Origin of the sequence: Streptomyces luteolus, assembly GCF_029968015.1 — a bacterium.
Classification (GTDB): Bacteria; Actinomycetota; Actinomycetes; order Streptomycetales; family Streptomycetaceae; genus Streptomyces; species Streptomyces luteolus.
This window is the reverse complement of record NZ_JASCIS010000025.1, coordinates 17,976-38,733: the sequence shown is the minus strand read 5'-3', so window position 1 is coordinate 38,733 and position 20,758 is coordinate 17,976. Positions and strand designations below refer to the sequence as shown.

Annotated in this window: 20 protein-coding genes; 5 read left to right on the top strand and 15 right to left on the bottom strand. The window is 72.4% G+C overall.

The genetic code is table 11. The annotated features are described in order from the left end of the window. Window positions 1-45 precede the first annotated feature (45 nt). Together QIT00_RS23610 and QIT00_RS23605 are read left to right on the top strand one after the other, a co-directional pair. A complete protein-coding gene (locus tag QIT00_RS23610; RefSeq protein ID WP_282537369.1) occupies window positions 46-1,557 on the top strand; it encodes an FUSC family protein in 1,512 nt (503 codons plus the stop codon). 99 nt (window positions 1,558-1,656) lie between these two features. Continuing rightward, complete coding sequence (locus QIT00_RS23605) at window positions 1,657-2,691, top strand: lactonase family protein (RefSeq protein ID WP_282537368.1); 1,035 nt, start codon at window positions 1,657-1,659, stop codon at window positions 2,689-2,691. Window positions 2,692-2,805: 114 nt separating this feature from the next. Here the strand turns inward: QIT00_RS23605 and QIT00_RS23600 are convergent, their stop codons facing one another. From QIT00_RS23600 to mmuM, 5 genes are all read right to left on the bottom strand, one after another. Then, the gene (locus QIT00_RS23600; RefSeq protein WP_282537367.1) at window positions 2,806-3,732 is read right to left on the bottom strand and encodes a sirohydrochlorin chelatase; all 927 of its coding nucleotides are present in this window, start codon (window positions 3,730-3,732) and stop codon (window positions 2,806-2,808) included. Window positions 3,733-3,942: 210 nt separating this feature from the next. Next, a complete protein-coding gene (locus tag QIT00_RS23595; protein ID WP_282537366.1) occupies window positions 3,943-4,917 on the bottom strand; it encodes an N-acetylglucosamine kinase in 975 nt (324 codons plus the stop codon). Beyond that, window positions 4,914-5,591, bottom strand: coding sequence for a uracil-DNA glycosylase (locus tag QIT00_RS23590; protein ID WP_282537365.1), 678 nt, complete (start codon window positions 5,589-5,591; stop codon window positions 4,914-4,916). Before QIT00_RS23590 ends, QIT00_RS23595 begins: the two co-directional genes overlap by 4 nt. Before the next feature lie 71 nt (window positions 5,592-5,662). Then, entirely contained in the window at window positions 5,663-6,820 is a 1,158-nt protein-coding gene (locus QIT00_RS23585) for a WD40/YVTN/BNR-like repeat-containing protein (RefSeq protein ID WP_282537447.1), read from the bottom strand. A 673-nt stretch (window positions 6,821-7,493) separates the two neighbouring features. Continuing rightward, the gene (gene mmuM, locus QIT00_RS23580) at window positions 7,494-8,450 is read right to left on the bottom strand and encodes a homocysteine S-methyltransferase (RefSeq protein ID WP_282537364.1); all 957 of its coding nucleotides are present in this window, start codon (window positions 8,448-8,450) and stop codon (window positions 7,494-7,496) included. A gap of 63 nt (window positions 8,451-8,513) precedes the next feature. Here mmuM and aroQ point away from each other — a divergent pair, with 63 nt between their 5' ends. Continuing rightward, window positions 8,514-8,975 carry a type II 3-dehydroquinate dehydratase gene (gene aroQ, locus QIT00_RS23575; protein ID WP_282537363.1) on the top strand — a complete coding sequence of 154 codons (462 nt, stop codon included), beginning with the start codon at window positions 8,514-8,516 and terminating at the stop codon, window positions 8,973-8,975. A gap of 80 nt (window positions 8,976-9,055) precedes the next feature. On the opposite strand, the gene QIT00_RS23570 is transcribed toward aroQ, so the two are convergent. Both QIT00_RS23570 and QIT00_RS23565 read right to left on the bottom strand, forming a co-directional pair. Further along, window positions 9,056-9,484: a nuclear transport factor 2 family protein gene (locus tag QIT00_RS23570; protein ID WP_282537362.1), complete on the bottom strand. Its 429-nt coding sequence runs from the start codon at window positions 9,482-9,484 to the stop codon at window positions 9,056-9,058. 387 nt (window positions 9,485-9,871) lie between these two features. Beyond that, window positions 9,872-10,954: an NADH:flavin oxidoreductase/NADH oxidase gene (locus QIT00_RS23565; RefSeq protein WP_282537361.1), complete on the bottom strand. Its 1,083-nt coding sequence runs from the start codon at window positions 10,952-10,954 to the stop codon at window positions 9,872-9,874. Between the two features lie 160 nt (window positions 10,955-11,114). Between QIT00_RS23565 and QIT00_RS23560 the strand changes: the two genes are divergently transcribed. Then, complete coding sequence (locus tag QIT00_RS23560; protein ID WP_282537360.1) at window positions 11,115-11,477, top strand: ArsR/SmtB family transcription factor; 363 nt, start codon at window positions 11,115-11,117, stop codon at window positions 11,475-11,477. 67 nt (window positions 11,478-11,544) lie between these two features. Here the strand turns inward: QIT00_RS23560 and QIT00_RS23555 are convergent, their stop codons facing one another. Further along, complete coding sequence (locus QIT00_RS23555; RefSeq protein WP_282537359.1) at window positions 11,545-13,071, bottom strand: FAD-dependent oxidoreductase; 1,527 nt, start codon at window positions 13,069-13,071, stop codon at window positions 11,545-11,547. A 129-nt stretch (window positions 13,072-13,200) separates the two neighbouring features. Next, window positions 13,201-13,956, bottom strand: a complete 756-nt coding sequence (locus tag QIT00_RS23550) for a DUF305 domain-containing protein (protein WP_408909838.1) — start codon at window positions 13,954-13,956, stop codon at window positions 13,201-13,203. Between the two features lie 224 nt (window positions 13,957-14,180). On the opposite strand from QIT00_RS23550, the gene QIT00_RS23545 reads away from it, so the two are divergent. Then, window positions 14,181-15,680, top strand: coding sequence for an LVIVD repeat-containing protein (locus QIT00_RS23545; protein WP_282537358.1), 1,500 nt, complete (start codon window positions 14,181-14,183; stop codon window positions 15,678-15,680). Here the strand turns inward: QIT00_RS23545 and QIT00_RS23540 are convergent. The 6 genes from QIT00_RS23540 to QIT00_RS23515 form a co-directional block, all read right to left on the bottom strand. Beyond that, complete coding sequence (locus QIT00_RS23540; protein WP_282537357.1) at window positions 15,668-16,465, bottom strand: TetR/AcrR family transcriptional regulator; 798 nt, start codon at window positions 16,463-16,465, stop codon at window positions 15,668-15,670. The two genes, QIT00_RS23545 and QIT00_RS23540, sit on opposite strands and share 13 nt — an antisense overlap. A 376-nt stretch (window positions 16,466-16,841) precedes the next feature. Beyond that, window positions 16,842-16,979: a hypothetical protein gene (locus tag QIT00_RS23535; RefSeq protein ID WP_282537356.1), complete on the bottom strand. Its 138-nt coding sequence runs from the start codon at window positions 16,977-16,979 to the stop codon at window positions 16,842-16,844. A 97-nt stretch (window positions 16,980-17,076) separates the two neighbouring features. Continuing rightward, the gene (locus QIT00_RS23530) at window positions 17,077-17,526 is read right to left on the bottom strand and encodes a VOC family protein (protein WP_282537355.1); all 450 of its coding nucleotides are present in this window, start codon (window positions 17,524-17,526) and stop codon (window positions 17,077-17,079) included. A gap of 38 nt (window positions 17,527-17,564) precedes the next feature. Then, window positions 17,565-18,245: a Type-2Aa cytolytic delta-endotoxin gene (locus tag QIT00_RS23525; protein ID WP_282537354.1), complete on the bottom strand. Its 681-nt coding sequence runs from the start codon at window positions 18,243-18,245 to the stop codon at window positions 17,565-17,567. 111 nt (window positions 18,246-18,356) lie between these two features. Beyond that, window positions 18,357-19,832 (bottom strand): sialate:H+ symport family MFS transporter, encoded by a 1,476-nt coding sequence (locus QIT00_RS23520; RefSeq protein WP_282537353.1) that lies wholly within the window; start codon window positions 19,830-19,832, stop codon window positions 18,357-18,359. Between the two features lie 104 nt (window positions 19,833-19,936). Next, a complete protein-coding gene (locus QIT00_RS23515) occupies window positions 19,937-20,674 on the bottom strand; it encodes an N-acetylmannosamine-6-phosphate 2-epimerase (protein WP_282537352.1) in 738 nt (245 codons plus the stop codon). Between the last annotated feature and the right edge of the window lie 84 nt (window positions 20,675-20,758).

Here is a 20,758-nt window from a genome sequence, read left to right as displayed (position 1 = left end):
TTTCTCATGTCGCGGTGCCCGCGGGCGCGGAAGGGGCGGGGCAACTTGCTGAAGAAGGCGTTCGTGACGCCGGACCCGGGGCGGGTACGGCTCCGCTTCGCGACGCGCGGCGTGCTCGGGATCGCGCTCGCCGTCGCGCTGTGCGGAGCCGTGGGGCATTCGCTCGTGGCGGCGATCACCGGCGGCCTGGCCGCGCTGCTCGCGCTGTTCACGGTGACCGACGCGACGGTGCGCGGACAAGCGGTGACGACGGCACTGCTGCCGGCCGTCGGCCTTCCGGTGCTCGCCCTCGCGGCCGTACTGCACGACGCTCCCGTCGCCCGGGACCTGGCCTTCCTCGCGACCGTCGGGGCGGGCGTGTACGCGCGCAGGTGGGGGCCGCGCGGGCACTCGCTCGGCGTGTTCGGGTTCATGACCTTCTTCGCCGCACAGTTCCTGCACACGGTGCCCGCGCAGCTGCCCGAGCTGTACGCCGCCGTCCTGCTCTCGCTCGCCGCCGCGTCGGCGGTGCGCTTCGGGGCGTGGTGCTACGAGCGCCGGTCGCCCGTCCCTGCCCCCGCGCCCGCGCCGACCGGCGGAACCGGGCTCAGGCGGATCACTACCAGGCAGGCCGTGCAGGCCACCGTCGGCGCGGGCTTCGCGCTCGCGATCGGGCAGGTGCTGTCCGACGAGCGCTGGTACTGGGCCGTCGGCGCGACCTGGTGGGTGTTCGTGAACACGAGCTCGCGCGGCGAGACCGTCGTCCGCGGGTTCCGCAGGTTCCTCGGGACCGTCCTCGGCATCGTGCTCGGCTTCCTCGTCGCCGTACCGCTGCACGACGAACCGGTCGCGGCCGCCGTCATCGTCGCCCTGAGCGTCTTCGGGATCTTCTACACGGCGGCCGTCTCGTACACCTGGATGATGCTCGCCGTGACCGTGATGGCGAGCATGCTGTACGGCCTGCTCGGGGTCCTCGACCCGGCGCTGCTCGCGCTCCGGGTGAGCGAGACCGCTGTCGGTTCCCTCGGCGCCGTCCTGGCCGTGCTCCTCGTCCTGCCGGTCACCACGCACTCCGTGACCGACGCGTGGGTGGAGCGCGCTCTGTGGTCCGTGCACGCCTGCACGGCGGAGGCCGCATCCCGCCTCGCGGGAAGCACCGAGGCGGACCCGGCCGCGCGGGTGGCGGAGCTCGAGACGAATCTGGGGCGCGTACGGCTCTCCCTCGCGCCCCTCGTGCATCCGCTCAGCCCGATGAAGGGACGCAAGGGGCGCGCCCGGCAGGTGCTCGCGCTGCTCGACGACTGCGCGCGCGAGGCGCGCGGGCTCGCCGCCGTCGCCGCCGACCCGGAGGCCTCGCACGACGCGCGGCTCGCCGCGGCGTGCTGGCGGGTCGAGGCCGCCGTCGAGGCGCTGACCGATGCGCCAAGCACCGGGGGACCGCGCCGCCCGGGCGAGGCGCCCGCACCCGAGCCGACCGGCCCCGAACCGGTGCTCGCCCACCTCCGCGCCCTCGAGCACTCCCTGCTCGAACTCGCCGTGCCACTGCGGCGCTCCGACCGGACACCGGTGGGCGCCTGACGGCAGCCTGGCCGATCTTCCACCCTTGGCCTAGACCTACTGCTACGGTCGTGCCCCGACAGGCACCGCGTCGCAGGACGAACTCGCAGGGGGTCACACGTGGGCAGCGCCAGGGCGTTCATCGGTTCCTTCACCTCCGCCGGAGGGCTCGGCGTCACCGCCGCCGCCGTCGACCCGGACAGCGGAGCCCTGACGCCCCTGGCCTCCACCGCCGCCGTCCCCGACCCCTCGTACCTCGCCCTCACGCCCGGCGGAGACGTCCTGTACGCGGTGAGCGAGACCGAGGACGGCGCGGCCGCCGCCTTCTCCGTACGCGGCGACGTACCGGAACTCATCGCCCCACCCGCCCCCGTCCGGGGCGCGGGACCCACCCACCTCGCGCTCGCCGAGGGCCACCTGCTCACCGCCAACTACGGCTCGGGCAGCGTCTCCTGCCTGCCCTTGGGGCCCGACGCCGCACCCACACCCGGTCACGTGCTGCGGCACCGCGGGGCGGGCCCCGACCCGGACCGGCAGGAGGGCCCGCACGCCCACCAGGTGCTGCCCGCCCCGAGTGGCGGCTGGATCCTGACCGTCGACCTCGGCACCGACACCGTGGACGTCTGCACCCTCACCGACGGCACGCTGCGCGTCCACGGCCGAGCGGCCCTGCGCCCCGGCAGCGGGCCCCGCCACCTGGCCTTCCACCCCGACGGCCGGACCGTCCACGTACTCGACGAGCTCGCCCCGACCCTCACCGTCTGCGACTGGGACCCGGCCGCCGGACTGCTCGCGCCGCGCGCCGAGATCCCCGTCCTCGACACCGTCCCGACCGGCGACGCCTACCCCTCGGCGGTCGTCGTCGCGCCCGACGGACGCTTCGTATGGACCGCGACGCGCGGCCAGGACGTCATCTCCGTCCTGGCGGCCGACCCCGGCGCGGCGGACGGCTCGGGGCTCCGCCTCGCCGCCACCGTCGACTGCTGCGGGCACTGGCCCCGCGACCTGGCCCTGCACCCCTCGGGCCGGTTCCTGTACGCGGCGAACGAGCGCTCCGGGGACGTCACCTGGTTCACCGTCGACCCGGACTCGGGCGTTCCGCGGCGCGGCGGCTCCGTCGCGGCCCCGGCGGCGTCCTGCGTGATCTTCGGCTGAGCTGACGCGGTCGCCTCGCGGGCACGAGGCGTACGCGAAGGGCCCGTCTCCCGGAATGGCGAATTCCCGGGGACGGGCCCTTGGAGGCTCTGTCGGACGATAAGGCGGAGGCGCTCAACGCGACTGCGGGGCGCCCTGCGCCTGCGGCGGCGTGATGCCGAGAGCGGCCATGTACTGGGAAAGGGCCAGCTTGCCGATCGCCGGGTACGCGCCGAGGGCCTCGGCGTAGGCGCAGCCCGCGTCCTTCGCGGCGGCGTCGAGGAGGCCCTCGGGCACCTCGGGGCCGATCAGGTGCGGGGCGAGCGCCAGGTGCGCGGAACCGGAGCCCCGCAGCTGCTCGGCGGTCGCGGCGATCGCGCCGTCCTGGTCGAGCGCGGCGGCCATCACCGGCACCGCGAGGCGCGCGGCGAGCAGCATGCCGGTGATCCCGGCCGCCTGCACCGCCTCCTCGCCGCCGATGGTCGCGAGGATGATGCCGTCCGCGGCCGTGGCGACCGTGAAGAGGCGCGCCCGGTCGGCACGGGCGAGCCCGGCCTCCGACAGGCGCACGTGCAGCGCCTCGGCGAGCAGCGGGTGCGGGCCGAGGACATCGGTCAGCTCGGCGGCCACACGGCTGTCCATGACGGCCTGGCGGACCTGGCGCATCAGCGCGTTGTCGGGCCCCGCGAGCAGCGGCACGACGACGGCGACGGGGCCCTGCGGAGCGGGCACGTCGTGGCCGGCGGCGAGCGCCTGCTGGTGGCGGGCGGTGCGCTGCTCGGCGGCGTGCGCGAGCACGGCGGGCAGCGTCGGGTACTCGGCGTCGTCACCGTCGAGGTAGCCGATCCTGGCGTCCAGGCCGGGCAGCTCGGAACGGGCGATGCTGACGACCTCTTCCGCGAGACCGCGCGTCGCGGCGGTGGGTGCGCCGGGCACGGCGAGAACCAGCGCGGGTGCTCCCTCGGGAGCCACCGCGGGTTCCGGACGGCGGTGCCGACCGGGCTGGCGAGGTCGCGGCATTCGTACGGGCAGGCCGTTGTCGGGCCCAGTGGGGGAGCTCATGGCGCCGCATGCTACTGGTTTCCCGCCTGCCCTTGTTCGGGCAGGTGGCACCTGAGTGGTATCCGTCCGGTTTTTTCCGTTACGCGGCGAATTCCGCAACTGCCGGAATCCGCGCCCGAGTTGACGCGCATCGACACACCCGCAGGTCAGGGCGGTGAATGTCACACGGCGCGAACCGCTGTGACGTTCCTCCCTCATACTGCTCTGCTCTTACGGCAGGTGCAGCATGCGCCCGTCGTGCGGCAGCCGCAGCGAGCCGTCCGCGAGCGCCCGCGCGAGGACCACGGCACCGTCGAGCGGATCCCCATCCGCCACCACGGCGCGCGCGGCGGGCAGTTGGGCGGCCAGCTCGTCCTCGAGCGGTACGAGCAGGGGCGCGCCCATCTTGAACAGGCCGCCGGTGAGGGCGACTTCGCACTCCGTCCCCCCCGGGCTCACGGCCACCGCCGCCTCCGCGATGTGCCGTGCCGCGTCGCGCAGAATCCCCGCGGCGACCTGGTCGTGCGGCGCGCAGCGGGCCACTTCGGGCGCGAACGAGGCCAGCACCGCGGGCCGGTCGGTCCGCGGGTAGAGCTTGCCGGGTAGCTCGTTCATCGGCCCGTCGAACGCCGCCTCGGCGCACGCGAGGAGTGCCGGTGAACCGCCGCGACGGCCGTCGTACGCACGCATCGCCGCGTCGAGTCCGGCCCGCCCGATCCAGGCGCCGCCACCGCAGTCACCGAGGAGATGCCCCCAGCCGTCGGCCCGCCGCCAGGTCTCCAGATCCGTGCCGAGCGAGATCAGGCCGGTGCCCCCGGCGACGACGGCGCCCGGCCGCTGCCCGAGCGCCCCCGCGTACGCCGTGACCGCGTCCGCCGCGAGCGCGATCCGTCGGACCGCGAAGGCCTCGTGCAGCGCGGCGGGCAGCCGCTCCCGCAGGTCGTCGCCGAGCGTGGCCATGCCCGCGGCGCCCACGGCCACGGCGGCGACCGCTCCGCCGCCCGCGCCCTCGATCAACTCGCGGGCCATCGGCGCCAGTTGCTCCATCAGATGCCCGGCGTCGATCCCCGCCGCGCCCGTGCGCACCGGCACACGGGAGGCCAGGCTCCGATGGCGGCCGCCCGCACCGGCTGCCGGTGCCAGCGCGACGCGCAGGCCGGAACCGCCGGAGTCGACACCGAGCACCCAGGACGCGGCAGAGGTCACGGCAGCCGCCAATCAACGGGCTGCGCGCCCTGCCTGGCCAGCAGGTCGTTGACCCGGCTGAAGGGGCGCGAGCCGAAGAACCCGCGGTCCGCGGACATCGGCGAGGGGTGCGAGGACTCCACGGCCGGAAGGTCGCCCAGCAGGGGACGGAGGTTGCGCGCGTCCCGCCCCCACAGGATCGACACCAGCGGGCGGCCCCGCGCGGCCAGGGCGCGGATGGCCTGCTCGGTGACCTCTTCCCAGCCCTTGCCGCGGTGCGCCGCCGGGCGCCGGGGTGCCGTGGTGAGCGCCCTGTTGAGCAGCAGCACACCCTGCCGGGTCCACGGGGTGAGGTCCCCGTTGCCCGGCTGCGGCAGGCCCAGGTCGGAGCCGAGCTCGCGGTAGATGTTGATCAGACTCGGCGGCAGGGGCTGGACCTCGGGCGCGACGGAGAAGCTCAGCCCCACCGCGTGCCCCGGGGTCGGGTACGGGTCCTGCCCGACGATGAGTACCTTCACCTCGTCGAAGGGCTGCTGGAAGGCTCTCAGGACGTGCGCCCCGGACGGGAGGTAGGTCCGGCCCGCGGCGATCTCCGCGCGCAGGAAGTCCCCCATACCGGCGACGCGTTCGGCCACCGGCTCCAGCGCCTGGGCCCACCCTGGTTCGACGATTTCTTTCAACGGTCGTGCTGCCACGGCGTCACCCTACTGGTGCAACGGACCCGGCGATCAACCCCGAGATCGACCCCGGTGCCCGGTCACGCCGCTCAGTCGTCGATCACCGCCGCCCGTACGCACAACACGTCCGGCAGGTGCGAGGTGAGGAGTTGCCAGCTCTCGCCGTCGTCCGCGCTCGCGTACAGCTCGCCGTTGCGGTTGCCGAAGTAGACGCCCGCCGGATCCGCGTCGTCCGTGCAGAGCGCGTCCCTCAGCACCGTGCCGTAGTGGTCGGTCTCCGGGAGGCCCTCGGAGAGCGGCTCCCAGGTCTTGCCCGCGTTCTGCGTACGGAAGACGCGGCAGCGGTGCTCCGCGGGGACCCGGTCCTCGTCGGCGTTGATCGGGAAGACGTACGCCGTGTCCGCGCGGCGCGGGTGGGCGGCCACCGCGAAGCCGAAGTCGGAGGGGAGGCCCCCGCCGATGTCGGTCCAGCGGGCGCCGCCGTCGTCGCTTCTGTAGACCCCCCAGTGGTTCTGGAGATAGAGGCGGTCCGGGTCGGCCGCGTCCCGCGCGACCTTGTGCACGCACTGGCCGAACTCGGGGTGCGGATCGGGCAGGAACACCGCGGATACCCCGGAGTTGGAGGGCGCCCAGCTCTCCCCGCCGTCCTTGGTGCGGAACACCCCGGCCGTGGAGACGGCGACCGTGATCGCCGCCGGGTCCCGGGCGTCGGTGAGGATCGTGTGCAGCCCCTCGCCGCCACCGCCCGGCTCCCAGCGCGAGCGCGTCGGGTGCTCCCACAGCGGTCTGACGAGCTCGAAGCTCTCGCCGCGGTCCTCCGAGCGGTACAGGGCGGCGGGTTCCGTGCCCGCGTACACCACGTCCGGTTCGGCCGCCGAGGGGTGCAGCTGCCAGACGCGCTCCAGTGAAGCACCGGTGTCCTGGGGGAACTTGACGGGTGCCTTGGTGGGCTCGGTCCAGGTGGCGCCCAGGTCGTCGGAGTGGAAGACCGACGGTCCCCAGTGCGAACTGTCCCCGCCGGCCAGGAGGCGGGGGGTGGCGCTCCGGGTGTCGATCGCGACGGAGTACACCGCCTGCGCGTTGAAGTGCGGTCCGTCGAACTCCCAGGCGACACCTCGCCTGCGTCCGAGGAAGAGTCCCTTGCGCGTGCCTACGGCGAGCAGAACATCGGTCGGCATGCCGACCACCTCCGGTGCATGTCGGTTGACCTCGTTGTCCACGACAAGCCTCAGTCTGCACCCGCCCACTGACAACGGCCCGGAAAACACCCCGGACCTGCGATGACCCTGTAGATCGGCGCCGAGCCTCCGGTCCGTCGAGCGGTCGCGGAGCCTGGCGGTCGGGTCCGGGGAGCGGTCGTGGGATCGGGCGGTCGGGTCCGCTGTTCGGTCGTGGGATCGGGCGGTCCGGTCCGTCGAGCCGTCGTGGAGCCAGGCGCTCCGTTGCTGCGAGCGGTGGCGGGTGCTGGAGGCCCCGACAGTCGGGCGGGCGCTCAGCCTGCGGCCCTGGGCCTGGAGGCCCGGTCTGTCGGGGCGGCGTGAAGCTTGGCGCTCCGCTGCGTCCAGCCGTCATGCAGCCTGGCTCTCCGCCTTGCCGGGCCGTCGCGGACCCCGGCCGACCCCCGAGGTGATCGCCGTGATCTCCCGTGCCCGACCTGGCAGCAGCCGCGTAGATCGCTGGCTGCAGCCCGTGACACCGAGCCTTGCGGAGCCCGCGGGCCAGTCCGCCGAGATGGTGCGGAGCCAGGTGCTCCGTTACGCCGAGCCGTCGCGGAATCGCCCGGCGGCCCGCCCGCCGAGGCGGCGCGGAATGGCGGCCCGCGCTCGGCCAAGGCGGCGCGGAGTGGCGGTCGGGTGCTGCCCAACCGGTGTGGAGCAACGCGCTCCGCCACCTCCAGCCGCGGCGCCGCCAGGCCTTCCGCTACCCCGAGCCGCCGCGGCCCCCTCGCACCACCGAGCCGATCGCCGCGATCTCCCCGGGGCCGACTCGGCAGCAGCCGCCCACGAGTCGTGCGCCCGCGGCCACCCAGCCCTGTACGCGTTCGGCCGAGAACGTGGCGGGGCCGCGCCAGTCGCGGGCCGCCGCGTCCCAGTGCTCGCCGCTGTTGGGGTAGACCACGACGGGCTTGCCGGTCACCCGCGCCGCGATCGGCACGGCCACGTCGGCGTCCTGCGGGCTGCAGCAGTTGACGCCGACCGCGAAGACCTCGTCGCACTCGGCCGCGAGCGCGAAGGCCTCCTCCAGCGGCTGCCCGGCCCGCGTCCGCGTCCCCGCCGTGCTGTACGAGAGCCAGGCGGGCACGCCCAGGCCACGCACCGCGCGCAGCAGCGCCTCCGCCTCGTCCGTGTCCGGCACGGTCTCCAGGGCGAACGCGTCCGGCCCGGCCGCGGCCAGGGCCTCCAGGCGGGGGCGGTGGAAGTGTGCGAGCGCGTCGACCCCGAGCCCGTACCGGCCGCGGTACTCCGAGCCGTCCGCGAGCATCGCCCCGTACGGCCCGGCGGAGGCGGCCACCCAGAGCGGGCGGCGCACTCCGGCAGTGAGGGCGCGCGTGGCGGCCTCGCGCGCCGACTGCACACTCAGGTGCAGCAGTTCGCTCGTGCGTGCGGAGTCGAAGCCGTACCGGGCGAAGCCCTCGTACGTCGCCTGGTAGCTGGCCGTGATGGCCACGCTCGCGCCTGCCTCGAAGTAAGCGGAATGGGCTTCGGTGACGGCCTCCGGCAGGTCCGCGAGCAGCCGCGCCGACCACAGCGCGTCGCTCAGGTCGTGCCCGGCGGACTCCAGCTGGTTCGACATCCCGCCGTCGAGGACCACCGGCCCCGCGGCGACCGCCTCGGGCAGTGACGGCCGCGCGCGCGGCGGTTCCGTTGCTGTTCCCATACGTCGAAGCTAACGCGGGCGCCCGCCGCCGGACCCCGGCGGACCCGGCCGTACGCTGGGGCCATGGCAACGGTACTGATCCTCAACGGCCCCAATCTGAACCTGCTCGGCACGCGCGAGCCCGGCATCTACGGGGCGCAGACCCTGAAGGACGTCGAGGCCCTGTGCGAGCAGACCGCGGCGGGGCTCGGCCTGACCGCGGACTGCCGGCAGTCGAACCACGAGGGCGAGTTGATCGACTGGGTCCACGAGGCGGGCCGGGAGCAGGCCGAGGGCCGGCTCATCGGCGCGGTGATCAACGCCGGTGCGTACACGCACACGTCGGTCGCGCTGCACGACGCGATCAAGGGGGTCGGGCTGCGCGCCATCGAGGTGCACATCTCCAACGTGCACGCGCGCGAGCCGTTCCGGAACCACTCGTACCTCTCGCCGGCCGCCGCCGGCATCGTCGTCGGCTTCGGCACGGAGGGCTACCGCTTGGCGATCGAGGGCCTGGACCGGCTGGCGAAGTCCGCGGCCGCCTGACCCCGCCATAAGGAAAAGGGGCGCGTCCGCCCGGTCGTTGGGACCGGGGGGCGCGCCCTTTCCGTACGACGGACGGCGGGTCAGCAGCGTGCGGTGAGCCGGACTCCGCACTTCGGGTCGAGGACCGGCTCGTCGGGCGCGGGGCCCACGCGGGAGAGCAGGAGCAGCCAGCCGTCGGGTACTTGGACCCAGGTGCGGGTGCAAAGAACCCGGGCGCTGAACGTGTGTCCGTGCCAGTGGCCGGAGGCGCTGACGGTGCGGCGGGTGATGCCTGCGCGGCCGTTGACGGTCGCGATGGTCTCCTCGGGGACGAGCTCGGACACGACCAGGCGTCCGGTGGACAGTTCCTCTATCTCCGCACTGCGATCGAGGCTGCGGCCGTCCGGGCGGACGGAGACGAACTGCGGGTGCAGCATCCGGTCGAGGGCGTCCATGTCCCGGTCCAGGACGGCGGCGCCGAGCCGCCGTTCGGCACCGATCAGGGCCTCAGCGGGAAAGATGTCGTCCATTGCGCCGATCGTACGGGTCCGTCGGGTCGCGTGGGAGGGTCCGCGGGAATGTGCGGCATGCACTTGCAACGATCATGCTCGCCCGCGAGCCGTCCGGCGGGTGCGCAGGGGGCTCACCGCGCGGGTGCGTCAACTCCCTTGTTCGGAGGGTGACATGCGGAACGCGGAGGCGATCGACGCACCCCTGAGTGTCGGGCGGGCCGCCCTGAGCACTCCTGGCGTACGTCGATCGCCTCGCTGACGCGTCCGCGTACCGTCGACGGGTTCGCTGCTCAGATCGCCCACGCGTACTGGTTCAGATCGCCCACGCGTACTGGTTCAGATCGCCCACGCGTACTGGTTCAGATCGCCCACGCGTACTGGTTCAGATCGCCCACGCGTACTGGTTCAGATCGCCCACGCGTACTGGTTCGGAACACGGATGTCCGCGGCCAGTTCGCGGGCCGCGTGCAGCGCCCACGAGGGGTTGCGCAGCAGCTCGCGGCCGAGGAGGACGGCGTCCGCCTCGCCGTTGTCGAGGAGCTTCTCCGCCTGCTTGGCCTCGGTGATCAGGCCGACCGCGGCGACCGGCAGCCCGGCCTCCTGCTTGACGCGGGTGGCGAACGGCGCCTGGTACCCGGGCCCGACGGGGATCGTGACGCCCGTGGCGTTGCCGCCGGAGGAGACGTCGAGCAGGTCGACGCCGTGCTCCTTCAGGTCCTGCGCGAAGCGCACCGTGTCGTCGGCGGTCCAGCCGCCCTCGTCCAGCCAGTCGGTGGCCGAGACGCGGAAGAACAGCGGCTTGTCCTCGGGCCACACCGCCCGTACGGCGTCGACGACTTCGAGGGGGAAGCGGGTGCGGTTCTCGTACGAGCCGCCGTACTGGTCGGTGCGCTGGTTGGAGTGCGGGGAGAGGAACTCGTGGATGAGGTAGCCGTGTGCGCCGTGCACCTCGACGACCTCGAAGCCGGCGTCGAGGGCACGCCGGGCCGCGTCGGCGAACTGCCCCACGATCGACTGGATCTGGTCGACCGTCAGCTCGCTCGGTACGGGGTGGTCGTCCCGGAACGCCACCGGGCTCGGGCCGAGCGGCTGCCAGCCGTGCTCGTCGGCGCCGACCGGGGCGCCGCGGTTCACCCAGGGGCGCTCGGTGGAGGCCTTGCGGCCGGCGTGCGCGATCTGGATGCCGGGCACGGTGCCCTGTGCCTTGAGGAACTCGGTGATCCGGCGCAGCGCCGCGACCTGGGTGTCGTTCCAGATGCCGAGGTCGAAGGGGCTGATCCGGCCCTCCGGGCTGACGGCGGTGGCCTCGAGGAGGATCAGCCCGGTGCCACCGGTGGCGCGGGCGCCGTAGTGCGCGAAGTGCCAGTCGTGGGCCACGCCGGCGTTCGGGCCGAAGACCTCCGCCGAGTACTGGCACATGGGTGCCATCCATACACGGTTGGGGATGGTCACCGAGCGGAGGGTGTACGGCTCGAACAGGGCGCTCACGGCGGAACTCCATTCGTGGACGGTTTCCGGCGCCGCGGGGGCGGCGCCGGTTCGTTAGTACGATACCCACCGTAGTACGAGAACTGTCAAACTACGAGAGTTCTCGTACAATGAGGTTCCGAGAACGTCCGGACGACCGGGACGATGGAGTGGAGCCGCAGTGACCCCCGCCACGAAGAGCACGGCCGGCAGCCGCACGCTGGAACACCCCGCGCTCGAAGAGATCCGCCTCGAAGGCGTGCTGCACGCACTCTCCGACCCGATGAGGCTGCGCATCGTCACCGAACTGGCCTGCTGCGAGGACGAACTGGCCTGCTCGTACTTCGAACTGCCGGTGACCAAGTCGACCACCACGCACCACTTCCGGGTGCTGCGCGAGAGCGGCGTGATCCGGCAGTGCTACCGGGGCACGGCCAAGATGAGCGGCCTGCGCCGCGACGACCTGGACGCGCTCTTCCCCGGACTCCTCGACAGCGTCCTCGACGCGGCCGCGCGCCAGACGGACCGGCTCGGCGGAGCCTGACCCCTCGGCCGCGGCCTCCAACCGCCTTACGGCGTGCTGTCCTGGCGGTCTTCGGGCTGCGGTGTCGCTAGTCGCCGTTGCCCGCGCCCTCGCGTGCCGCCGCGAACAGCCCTTCCCAGTCCGGGATCTTCACCGGGCCGCGGCCGAGGGAGGCTCCGAGGGCTGCTTCCGCGTGTTCGATGGACTCCCAGCCGGACCACTCGACGGGGCGGAGGCCGAGGGCGCGCAGGGCGGTGAGGGGGTCGTCCACGCGGTCACGGACCGAGCGAGGGCGTGCGGCGGCGTCCTCCAGAAGGGAGTTGACCGTCTCCTTCGCACAGGGCCGGTTCGTGCCGATCACTCCGGTGGGGCCGCGCTTGATCCAGCCCGCCACGTACTCACCGGGGGAGACGTGCCCCGCGCGCAGCACGCGGCCCGCCTCGTGCGGCACCGTGCCCGACGCGGGGTCGAACGGCATCCCTTCCAGGGGCACCCCCCGATAGCCGACCGAGCGCAGCACCAACTCGGCCTGGATGTCCTCGAATTGGCCCGTGCCCCGGACGCCGCCCGCCCCGTCCGGCACGGTCCGCTCGAACCGCACCGCACCCACCCGGCCCTCCGCTTCGAGGAGTTCGACGGGCCGGAGGAAGAAGCGCAGATGGATCCTGCGGGTCGCCTCGACTGAGGCTCCGGACCCGGAATCGGACCCGGACCCGGCATCGGGCCCGGACCCGGACCCGGAATCGGACCCGCTCCCGGCTCCGCTCCCGTGCGGTGGTTGTTCGGACCAGCCCTTGAGCACTTCTACGTTGCGACGGTTCGCGGCAGGCAGCGACGACGGGTCTGCGCAGGCCGGGTCCAGCGCCAACTCGGCCGGATCGACGAGGACTTCGGCGTCCGCGAGGGTGCCGAGCTCCCGCAGCTCCTTCGTCGTGAACTTGGCCTGCGAGGGGCCGCGCCTGCCCACCATGTGCACGTCCCGCACCGCGCTCCCGGCCAGCGCGTCGAGGGCGGCCTGGGGCATGTCGGTGGGCCGGAGCTCGTCGGCACCGCGGGCGAGGATGCGGGTCACGTCCACGGCGACGTTGCCCACACCGATCACGACGGCCGAGCGCACATCCCGTACGAAGGAACGGCCACGGTGAGGCACACCATGCTGCGGGGAGCCGTTCGCGGTGGCGTCCGGGTGGGCGCTGTACCAGGACACGAACTCGGTGGCCGAGCAGCTGCCCGGCAGGTCCTCGCCGGGGATGCCCAGCTGCCGGTCGGTGGCGGCGCCCACGCAGTACACCACCGCGTCGTACAGCTCCAGGAGCTGTGCGGGGGAGAGGCGGCCGGGGCCGACCTCGACGCCGCCGAGGAAGCGTACGTGCGGGTCGTCGAGGACGGTGCGCAGATTGTTCTGCAGCGATTTGATCTTCTCGTGGTCCGGGGCGACACCGTATCTGACCAGGCCGTACGGGCACGGAAGCCGGTCGAGCACGTCGACGCGGACGTCCTCGCCGTGCGCCGCTGCACCCGGCTCGCCGGGGTTCCCGGACCGTGCGTGCGCCACCAGGGTCTGGGCGGTGTAGACCCCGCTCGGGCCCGATCCGACGACGGCGACATGCAGCACGGCGGCTCCTTCCGAGAGGTGGTGCCCCGGGTGCTTCCAGCATCCCACCGCCGCCCCTGCGGGGGGAGGTGCACGCGCGGCCCTCCTCAGGAACCCTCGAAAGGCCCTGAGGCGCCGCTCGCGGGCGGCTCAGGACATGCCGCGCATCCGGTTGATCTCGGCGGTCTGCTGGGCCACCGTGTCGTTGGCCATCTCCTCGATCCGGATGTTGTTGCCCTCGGCCAGCAGGTCGGTGGCCATCGTCACGGCGCCGCCGTGGTGCGTGATCATCAGCTTCAGGAACAGTTCGTCGAACGCCGCGCCCTTGGCCGCGCGCAAGGTCTTGAGCTGCGCCTCGCTCGCCATGCCGGGCATCGGGGCGTCACCGTGGCCGTCCCTGTGACCGCCACCGTGGTCATCCCCGTGCCCGTGGGAACCACCGGGCTCGCCCTCGCTCTTCCCCTCGCCCTTCCCCTGGTCCTCGCGCTTGTGGGCGTCGTGCTTCTTCAGCCAGCCCTTCATCGCGTCGATCTCGGGCCCCTGGGCGGCGGCGATGCGTTCGGCGAGGCCCTTCACCTTGGCGGACTTGGCGCGCTCCGGGGCGAGTTCGGTCATCACCAGGGCCTGCGCGTGGTGCTCGATCATCATCTCGGCGTAGGTGAAGTCAGCCGAATTGGGGGTGTCGTCGTCGCTCTTGGCGGCGGCCTCCTCGGGTGAGAGCCGCTCGTTCTCCTCGCCGGGCTTGCCCGGGGCGATCACGGACGGGCCGCCCTTGCCGGCGCCCTCGCCGGCCGCTTTGTCGTTCGCCGAAGAGGCGTCACATCCGGTCAGGGCGAGGCCGATGAGGGCCACCGCTGCGGCGGCGGTGAGCACGTGGGAGCGCATCGGTCTGCGGCGGTTCGGCACAACTGCCTCCAGTGGCACACGTGTTGTCGGATGAGACGAGAGGGTGTGCGGGCCCGGTGAAGAAGGGCCGTCGATCGAGACCGTCCTAGCACGTTTCCTTATGTGGATGATCAAAAACTTCCATTACAAGTACGTTGCCATCTGTTGATATGGGCATGGCGAGCACGATACTGCCGGTGTCCGTGAACCGTTCAACTGTGAACGGCGACAAGGGAGGGGACGCAGTGACCCTGTTGAACGAACCCCGAGCGAGACGCAGACGCCTGGGCGTTTTCACCGCGGCCGCCGGGCTGGCCGCGGCACTGCTGACGGCAGGACCTGCCGCGGCGACCCCCGATCCGGGAGACGCGCCCACCAAGCGCGAGGTCTCCAAGAGCGAACAGGCCGAGGCCGAGAAGGCGATCAAGAGCGGCGAGATACCCGGCCAGGACGAGATCGTCCACTCCGACAACATCGAGCATCTCGGCAACACCCCCAAGGACGCGCTGCCGGGCACCAATTCGGACCTGGCCTTCCAGGGCCGGTACGCGTTCGCGGGCAACTACGACGGCTTCCGCGTCTTCGACATCAGCAACCCGAAGAAGCCGAAGACCGTCGCCCAGGTGCTCTGCCCCGGCTCGCAGAACGACGTGTCGGTCTCCGGGAACCTGCTGTTCCTGTCCACCGACTCCTCGCGCAGCGACTCCAGTTGCAACAGCACGACCCAGCCGGCGACCGAGAAGTCGTCCTGGGAGGGCATGAAGGTCTTCGACATCAGCGACAAGCGCAACCCGAAGTACGTCGCCGCCGTCGAGACCGCCTGCGGCTCGCACACCCACACCCTGGTGCCCGAGCGCAAGAACGTCTACGTGTACGTCTCCTCGTACTCGCCGAGCGCCACGTTCCCCGACTGCCAGCCGCCGCACGACGGCATCTCCGTCATCAAGGTGCCGCGCAAGGCGCCCGAGAAGGCCAAGGTCGTCGGCTTCCCGGTGCTCTTCCCGGGTGACGGCGAGGACGGCGGCGGCAACCCGGGCGGGCCCACCAACCCGGGCGTCTCGAAGACCACCGGCTGCCACGACGTCACCGTGCTGCCCTCCAAGGATCTCGCGGCGGGCGCGTGCATGGGCGACGGCATCCTCTTCGACATCGAGGATCCGGAGGAACCGAAGGTCATCGACCAGGTGCAGGACAACGTGAACTTCGCGTTCTGGCACTCGGCGACCTTCAACCAGAAGGCGAACAAGGTCGTCTTCACCGACGAGCTGGGCGGCGGCGGCGCGGCCACCTGCAACGCGGAGATCGGACCGGAGCGCGGCGCCGACGGCATCTACGAGATCAAGGGCAGGGGTGACGACCGCAAGCTGGTCTTCAAGAGCTACTTCAAGATCCCGCGTCACCAGGCGGACACCGAGAACTGTGTCGCCCACAACGGCTCGCTGATCCCGGTCAAGGGCAAGGACCTGATGGTTCAGGCCTGGTACCAGGGCGGCGTCTCCGTCTGGGACTTCACCAACTCGGCCAAGCCGAAGGAGATCGCGTACTTCGAGCGCGGCCCGCTCTCCACGGACGCCATCCAGACGGGCGGCTCGTGGTCGGCGTACTACTACAACGGCCACATCTACTCCAACGACATGGCCAAGGGCTTCGACGTACTGAAGATCAACGACCGGCGTACGGACCCGGCCGAGCGTGTCCGGATGCGCGAGCTCAACGTGCAGACGCAGCCCGACTACTTCGACTGATCCGACGGGACCATCTGATCTGACGGAACCATCTGATCTGACGGAACCTGCCGGTCCAGCTGTTCCGTCCGACCCGTCTGACGGGCATCGGCGGGCCGCGGCACGATCGTCGGCTCGCCCGTCGCCCCGGTGTGCGGCCTCGCGCCGCCCACCGGGGCCTGCGTCGTCGAACGGTGGCCGCCCGGCGGCTTCTCGCCCGGCGGGAAGCCGGACTTCCAGTCGAGCCCGTACCGCTGGAACAGCTCGGCGCGGAGCGTGCCCGCGGGCATCGGCGCACCCGGCAGCAGCACCGCGACCACGGCGCCCATCAACAGGGCGCGCAGCAACGGGTATTCGACGTCCACGTCGTCGGCGCCGTACCGCCGCACCGTGTCCCTCAGGAGCTCCGCGAGCCGCTGCTGCTCGGGGCACTGCACGAATCCCTCGGCCTGCAGGATGCCCGCCATGTGCGTGCGCATCAGGAGCGGGCGGTCCTGCGCGAGGCCCAGGATCGCGTCGATGGCGCGGGCGAGGCGCTCGCGTCCGTCGTCGGTACGGGGCTCGCGCTCCAGGGCGGCTTCGAGGGTGAGGTGCATCAGGCGGTGCACGGCGGACTGCAGGAGCTGTCGCTTGCCGGGGAAGTAGTACGAGATCAGGCCGCGGGCCGAACCGGCCAGATCCGCGATGTCACCGAGTGTCGTCGCCTCGTAACCACGCTCGTCCACGAGGGTCACCGTCGCGTCGAGGAGCCGCTCGCGGGACCTGCGCCGCAATTCCTCGTTGACCGCTGCGCTTCGCGGAGACATCCTGTAACTCCTGCGTTGACTGGCTCACAGCCAACTATACTCAGCGCGTGCCGGTCGGATCCCTGTGGGGCCCGGTCCGGCGGGGCCGTTCGCATTTCGGGCGACGCGGGGGATCGCCCGAAATGCGGCGGCTTTTTGCTGGAGTGGGCGTGCGGGGGGTGCGGGGGCCGTCGGTCCGGGGCGCCGTCGATCGCCCTGCGGGCTCGTCCTCAATCGCCGGACGGGCTCTTTTTTATCCCCTCCCCGCCCCTTCCCGAAAGACCTGCGGTCGGCTGCGGGGGCTCCGCCCCCGGACCCCCGCTCCTCAAGCGCCGGAGGGGCTGAAAGAAGGCCGGAGGGGCTGGATTTGCGGCGGGTCGGTGGCGGAGTTGGCGGGTCAGTGCCTGCGGCTCAGGCGGTAGATGGCGTACGTCACTCCCGGGATGATGTCGACGGCCGCCCAGAGGACGATCACGAGCCCGACTCCGATGGCTGTGCCGACGCTCTCGGCGTTGTTGCAGGCGCTCGCGTCCAAGGTCCCGCAGTCGTCGGGCGCCCCGACTGGCGAGGAAGGTTGCAGATGCAAAGTGAACGCTACGCCGCGCTGCGCCGCGCCAGGCCCGAGGGAGCGGTCAGTCGGTGTCCGGCGTCATGTCCGGGAGCGTGAGGGAGCCGTCGGCTGAGAGCGGGAAGCCCGGGTTGTGGGCCACCTCCCAGGCGTGGCCGTCCGGGTCGAGGAAGACACCTGTGTAGAAGCCGAGTTCGGAGAGCGTGCCCGGCTTCGTGACGCGCGCCCCGGCCCGCCGCGCCGTATCGAGCAGGTCGTCCACCTCCGCCGCGGAGCGGACGTTGTGGGCGAGGGCGATGCCACCGAAGCCCGGGCCGTCCGGAGCCTCGGCGGGCTCGACCCCGCAGTCCGCGGCGAGCTTCTCGCGGCCCCAGAGGACCAGGCCCTGCCCGCCCGCCTGGAAGAAGACGGTCTCCTGGACCTCCTGGCCGCGCCACCCGAGCGCTTCGTAGAAGGCGCGGGAGCGGGCCAGGTCGCGGACGCCGAGCGTGATCAGGCTGATGCGCTGTTCCATCCGGTCACCGTAGTCCCGGAGTTGGGCCGGGCGGCGGTTCAGGCCATCGGTCGGCGTACGCACAGCGCGTCGAGGCCCAGCGTGAACGGCGCCGGGTCCGTCACCGACAGGCCGAACACCTGCTCCCGGTCGAGGCCCACCGTCACGTGCACGCAGAACGCGACCACGTACATGAACCCCTCGGTCTCCTCGTCCTCCAGCACGAACAGCAGGTGGTAGTCGTACCGCGTGCCCTCGTCCGTCTCGTGCAGGACCAGGTGCGGGGCGTCGAGCTGGTCGCCGAGGCCGATGAACGCGCCCGTGAGGGTCTCCTCGACGCGCTCCCAGAACGCCTCGTCGCCAAGCGGCAGGGACAGCGCCTGGCGCACCGCCTGCTTGAGGGTGAGCACCATGACGTGCGTGGGGGCCTGCTCCTGCAGCGCGAAGCCGGGGATGATCCGGACGATCGACGCCCCGGGCAGCTCCTTCGCCGCCGCCTGCACCGGACCGAAACGGAACGCCCCGGACGTACCGGAGGGCTCCGTGGCCTCCGCGAGCGCCTCCTGGAGCCGGGCCTCGGCGGCCCCCGCCTGCTCGGCGCAGGCGGGGGTCACCGCGATCAGGGGCTTGAAGGTGATGGGGGTGATGGGGGTGATGGGGGCAATGGTTACGAGGGGGTCGAGCGGGTCGGTGGACCGCCCCGTCTGCGCGCTGCCGTGGTCCGTCGTCGTGTCCGTCATCGGCTTCTCCCCTGTGCCTGGCCTGGCTCTGTGCCTCGCGTGATCAACTGGCGGGCGACAGTATGCCTTTGGCGGTGTGGTGTGGCACACACCGTCTCGCGGGGCGGACGGTCAGCCTGCCTGCGGCTGCCGCTCCGGTATGCCCGCGGGCGCCTGAGCGGCCGACTCGGCCAGGTGGTCCGGCACACTGTCCGGGTCGGTGAGCCGGCCGAGTCGCCCCGGCACGTCGAAGCCGACCAGGACGACGACCAGGACCGTGCCCGCGAACGTCAGCACCGCGAGCGCCTGCCCCAGGTCCATGCCGGACGCCAACTGCGCACCGAGCACCGGCGCGACGGCACCCCCGAGAGCGCCCACGTTGTACGTGAAGCCGAGCGCCGCACCCCGTACCTCGGTGGGGAAGTGTCCGCCGATGTAGCGGGGCAGCAGGCCCGAGATACCGAAGCTGAACGCCTGCAGCACGAAGAGCAGCGCGCCGAGGAGCAGCAGGTCGTCCTGGACCGCGAACACCGGGAACACGAAGACCAACGACGCGAGCAGCGTGAACGCGTACGCCTTCTTCGTACCGATCCAGTCGCCGACGAACCCGGCGAGCCAGCAGCCCGCCATCGTGCCGAAGCCCGCGAAGTACAGGACGTCCGTGACCTGGTCCGGGCTGTACCCGAGGTCGGTCTTCAGGTAGGTGGGCAGCAGGGCCTGGATCGGCCAGGTGTAGAGGAACGCGAAGAACACCGTGACGATCATCGCCAGATACAGCGGCCAGCCGCGCCGACCGCCCAACTGCACGGCGAACGCGGCCAGCGAGAGCCCGGCGAGTACCGAGAGGAGAGGCACCAGACCCGCGCCGAGCGGGGTGAACACCGCGAACAGGGAGACCGTCGCGACGACCGCGAGCACCGTGTTCACGCTCGCCCGCGTCCGGTCGGCGAACAGCGGCCGGAACGGGTTCGGCTTCGCCTCCCGCTCCCCGACGGCCTCGGTCCACTCGGCGGCCTCGGGCAGGGCACGGCGCATCCAGAGGGCCATCACGATCGGGATGAGGCCGAGGTAGAACATCCAGCGCCAGCCGAGCGTGGGCACGACCCAGTTGTAGACCTGCGCGGCGAGCACCGAGCCGACCGAGAAGCCGGAGATCAGGAAGCCGCTGGCCCGGTTGCGGACGCGGGCGGGCCAGCTCTCCATGACGTACGTGGCGCTGGCGCTGTACTCGCCGGCCATGCCCATGCCGATGGCGAGGCGGGCCACGAACAGGCTGGTGTAGTCCCAGGCGAAGCCGCAGGCGAACGTGCCGACGGAGAACAGCAGGATGCTCAGGACCATGGACAGCTTGCGGCCGTAGCGGTCGCCGAGCGCGCCGAGCACCGCACCGCCGAGCCAGCGCGTGATGAACGCACCGGACACGAGGCTGGCGGCCTGGACCGTGCTGAGGCCGAACTCGTCGCTGATCTCGGTGAGGACGAGGGAGATCAGGACGAAGTCGAAGCCGTCGAGGACATAGCCGATCCAGGCGGCGGCGAAGGACTTCCACTGCGTACGGCTGACTTCGCGGTACCAGGGGAGCGGGCGGGGTGGGGCGGTGTGGGACACGGTTACTCCAGAGTGCCGGATCGTCTCGCCGTCGAGACGACCGGGTCGGCCGGGACAGGTGCGGGCGGAACTCGGGATGTGCGGGACCTGAGGGGATACGGAGGTCAGGGGCGGGGCGTGCGGCCCTCGACGGCTTCGGCGAAGCGCCGCGTGAGGGCCGTCGGCGCGGTGATCGCGGTGCCGACGACGACGCTGTGCGCCCCGCGCGCGAGCGCCTCGGCGGCCTGCTCGGGCGTGTGCAGGCGGCCCTCGGCGACCACCGGTACGGACACGGCCGCCGCGAGCGAGGCCACCAGGCCGAGGTCGGGACCGGCCTGGCGCGGGGAGCCGGGGGCGTAGCCGGACAGGGTGGTGGAGATCAGGTCGGCGCCCTGCGCGGCGGCCGCGAGGCCCTCGGCGTGGGTGGCCACGTCGGCCATCACCAGGGCACCGGCCGCGTGCACGGCGGCGACGAGCTCGGCGAAGGCCGAGCCGTCGGGGCGTGGCCGGTCCGTCGCGTCGGCGGCCACCACGTCGGCGCCCGCTCCGGCGACGGCCAGGGCGTGCCGGACGGTCGGCGTGATGTAGACACCGGTGTCGACGCCCGTGTCGACGCCCGTGTCGCCGTCCTTCCAGAGGCCGACGACCGGCAGGTCCACCTCGGCCCGGATCGCGGCGACGGCCTCCGGTTCATTGGCCCGTATCGCGGCGGCGCCGCCCGCGTGCGCGCAGCGGGCGAGCAGGACGAGGGCATCGGTATCCCGCATCGGGTCACCGGGCGGCGCCTGACAGGAGACGATCAGCCGTCCGGCGAGGGCGTCGAGCAAGGTCTGCGGATCTCGTGGGTACGGCGATGCCGTCATGGTCACTCCGGACAGAGGGGGTGGGACAGGGGGTGGGACAGGAGATGGGGCAGGGGGACAGGGGGTTGGGACAGGGGTGCAGGT